At 42.6% G+C, this 4078-nt stretch carries 2 protein-coding genes and 1 pseudogene; 1 reads left to right on the plus strand and 2 read right to left on the minus strand.

Annotation, left to right across the window (positions count from 1 at the left end):
- Positions 1–1974: serine/threonine-protein kinase PknK (locus QUA88_RS28775; RefSeq protein WP_333275141.1), on the minus strand; the 1974-nt coding region annotated here is incomplete at its 3' end.
- 315 nt (positions 1975–2289) lie between these two features.
- Here QUA88_RS28775 and QUA88_RS28780 point away from each other — a divergent pair.
- A pseudogene (locus QUA88_RS28780) lies at positions 2290–2529 on the plus strand (IS1/IS1595 family N-terminal zinc-binding domain-containing protein); the annotation flags it as partial.
- A gap of 2 nt (positions 2530–2531) precedes the next feature.
- On the opposite strand, the gene QUA88_RS28785 reads toward QUA88_RS28780, so the two are convergent.
- A partial coding sequence (locus QUA88_RS28785) for a CHAT domain-containing protein (protein WP_333275144.1) occupies positions 2532–4078 on the minus strand: 1547 nt, incomplete at its 5' end.

Genomic DNA, 4078 nt, shown 5'->3' on the forward strand with positions numbered 1-4078 from the left:
AGTTAAGATTAATCCTTCTTGAATGGCTGGCAATAGTTCTTGAAAGGTGGCTACCCAAGATTTTTCATTAATAATTGCCAGAGTGTTTAAGTCAAAACTATTGCCCACGCAGGCAGCTAAACGCAAAACTTGCTGAGTTGATGGGGGCAGTCTTTTCAATTTGCCCAGCATCAATTCAATGACGTTATCAGTAATACCTACTGATTCAATTTCGGAAATGTTCCAATCCCAGTTTCTTTCGTGAAAGTTGAATTTAAGTAGGTTTTCTTGATAGAGTGTTTTGAGAAACTGATTGACAAAAAAAGGATTGCCTTGAGTTTTACTGATTACTAACTCGGCGAGGGGGAGCGCTGATTTTTGGTCTTGACGCACGGTATCAGTAATTAAGTTAACTATCTGGTGAAGCTGTAAGGGAGCTAAGGTAATTCGCTCGATTCTTGCACCTTGATTTTGCAGCTCGTCCAAAGTCATCATTAAAGGATGAGATGGGTTGACTTCGTTGTCTCGATAAGCACCAATTAGAAATAGATAGTTGGTTTGCTCATCTGCTATCATTACTTGTAGCAGTTTCAATGTGGCGGCATCAGCCCATTGTAAGTCGTCGAGAAAGATGACTAAGGGATAGTCAACTGAACAAAAGACGCGGATGAATTTTTGAAATACTAAATTAAAGCGGTTTTGTGCTTCGGTGGCGCTTAATTCTTGTACGGCGGGCTGTGGGCCAATGATTAGTTCTACTTCGGGAATGACATCGACAATGATTTGACTATTAGCGCCAAGGGCCGCTAATATTTTTTGTTTCCAGGTATTGAGTTGATTTTCGTTTTCTGTTAAGAGTTGCTTGACTAATGATTGAAAGGCTTTGACAACGGCGGCGTAAGGGATATTTCGTTGAAATTGGTCGAATTTTCCGGCAATAAAATAACCTCTGGCTTTAGTAATTGGTTTATAAACTTCTTGTACTAAGGCGGATTTACCTATGCCAGAGTAACCGGATACTAGCATCATTTCGGTGCTGCCCCTGCTGACTCGCTCAAAGGCTGCTAATAAGGTTTCAACTTCTGTTTCTCTGCCGTAGAGTTTTTGAGGTATCTGAAACTTATCTGTAATATCTTTTTGGGCGATCGCAAAATCTGCAATTCCTCCCGTAGTTTTTAATTGTTCTAGGCATTCTTCTAGGTCAGCGATAATTCCCCAAGGGCTTTGATATCTGGCTTCAGCGGTTTTCGCTAATAGCTTCATCACAATATCAGAAACAGCTTTAGGAATTTCTCGATTGATTTGGTGGGGCGGTACTGCTTGTTTGGCAATGTGACAGTGGATTAATTCCATTGCATCGCTGTAATCCCAGGGCAATTGCCCTGTTAGCATTTCGTAAAAAGTGACTCCTAATGAGTAAAAATCAGTGCGGTAGTCGATCGCTCTGTTCATTCTGCCTGTTTGTTCCGGCGATATATAGCTAAGGGTGCCTTCTAAAACATTAGGATTTTTCAGGGTAGGATTTTCGCGCTTTAAAACCGTAGAGATGCCAAAATCTATAATTTGAACTCGCCCTGTGCTTGAGTTGATAATAATATTGCTGGGATTAATATCTTTATGAATAATTTTATGTCTGTGAATTTCACCTAAAGCCCTGGTTATTTTAATAGCTGTTAATAAAAACTCTTCTAAGGTAAGTTTGTGAGAAGCCAACCAAAGCTTTAATGAGTCTCCACCACAATCCTCGAAAATGATAGCCAAACTGTTATGGTATCTTTCTAAGCTGTAGGTTTTAGGGACACTTTCTAGGTGAAGATTGTGTGTGATTTCGTATTCCTGCTTGTATCTGACTAACGAAGCTGGCATCGGATAATCTTGTTTGAGAAATTTGAGAATTACGGGTTGGTTGTCTTGCTTTCTCAGTCCCCGGTAAACTACAGAATTATTACTTTCATGGATCTGGTTGGTAATGTCGTAGCCCGGTAAGTTAATCATTCTTACAGCCTCTTGTCAGTATTAATACTCAATTATTTTTTATATATTGTTAGTTAATTAAGTATATGTATTATCTAATACACAATATTACCCTAAAATTTAAGAAAAGCTTAAGTTTTCCAAAAAAAATTATTTTTTCTTAACATTTCTTCAAAATAAGAGGGCTAAACATTCCGACCAGGAGTCCGATCGCTCCACAGTTTCCTGTAAAATCCGGCAAAACAGAGTGAAGTGCGATCGCCGTTAGTCTTCCTAGGAGATTTGGGCGTTGCATAATGAGAGTATAAATAGGGCGAATCACCATGCAATGAAAGCGAGTGCAAATTAACCCATATCCGTAGAAACACTAAGAAAAAAGGAAAACAGAACCACATTTGTGTCAAATGCGATCGTCAATTTATCGCTGATGATGAGTCCCACGCCTGGTTACAGCGAGACTGTGAAACCGGAATGCCTAAAAATGTATGTCAATAGTATAGGTTTTCGGGCAATTAACGAATCAAGGGAGTTCATCACACCACCCTAATAACTTCGGTAAGACTTGTGGGAAAACTCCATTACCAAGGATTGCCAATCATTGTAAAGGCGGCCCAATAATAAGGATGCGAAAGCACTCGATCGCCCCGCGCCGCAATTTCTGGAGGCAAAATTAGACCCCCAGAAAGCCCTTGGGCTCGCAACATCCCGTCTTGAATCCGCACGCGCCCCCGCAGCATCTCCAATTGCGCGCGTCGCAAAGCCTCCGCTTTAATCATCAAATTGCCACCGCGTCTGGGGGCCCGCAACTGGCGATAAAACTCAGTCATCAGCCCCAAAGTCCCATCATCGCTGACTTCCCACAAACTCGCCAAAGCGGATTTAGCACCGCTAGCTACCGCCAAACCCGCAAACCCCAACTCCGCATCTTCGTCGCCCAAAGCGGTACTGCACGCGCTTAAAACTAACAGATTCACCGGCGGTTCATTCCATCGCAACTGTCGCATTTGATCGATACGTAATTTACTATCCCACAACTGAATGTAAGAATTTTTCGGTTCTCCTGGCTGGAATTCGCTGTGAGTTGCTAAGTGAATGATGCCAAAAGGCTGATTTGCCCGCTGAGCTTGCAAATTTTCGAGAGTAAAATCTTGATTCAAAAATGATTTTCCTTCACTTGGCGGCGCGATCGACTCTAACTCCACCGGTACCGCTGGTAATGGCGCTTTATCTTCAAATACCGACGCCCCCATGGCCAAAATTTCATCATCCGCAATATTGTCGTAGCCGATATCAGTTAAGCTCAGACTCGGCATCACACTAATGCTGTATTTCTCAACTAAAAAGCCTTTGCCATCGTGAAGAGCAGCAAACGGCACGCTCCGCAAACCTGCTGCTGGAATTACAATTAAATTGTCAATCTTTAAAGCTGTCAATTCTGCGGCAACTGGTGCAATTAACCACCGATAAAGTTTTTGCGCGGTATCCAAATAACTAATGCTGCTTCTTTTTCGGGGATTAGTTATTTCGGTTTGCAGGGCGTCAGCTAGTTGCAACACCTGCCAGCGCGTTGTAGCCGGAATTAAAACGCGCTGGGGTTGAGCATTAGCTGTTACTAACACTATTTCTAAATGCTCGCCACTCGGAACATCGGAAACTTCTTTGCCATCCGGCGACAACCTCTGAGTCAACTTATCTTCTAAGGGATGAGATGGCTGGGATGCGAGGTTTGTTTTCACAGGCAATAGATTTGATAAATCCTGACTTGCCACCAGTACAGAATCATTTTCTTTGGCAGCGGCTGCATCAGCTCTGCTGAGCCAATTCATATAAATAATGGCAGATTTGATTCCGGTAATTTTTTCGTTTTTGCGAAGATTTTCGTAAATTACCGACATATTCCCGATCGGTCTTCTTGCGGGCAAATCCAGATATTTTTCGTACTCGCGAGTAAAGATTTCCTCAAATGCTAAAACTCCCGAACCTGCCGAATCTAGCCTGCGAGAAGGAGCGAAAATATCCGGGCTAATTTCGGGAGTGTTGTATTGACTTTGCGATCGCAATTCTACTTGCACAGATGCAGGAAATGACAGCGCCGGATCGGGATTTACGGACTCAAGAGGCGGTG

The organism is Microcoleus sp. D3_18_C2 (assembly GCF_036702395.1).
In the GTDB taxonomy this organism is placed as follows: domain Bacteria; phylum Cyanobacteriota; class Cyanobacteriia; order Cyanobacteriales; family Microcoleaceae; genus Microcoleus.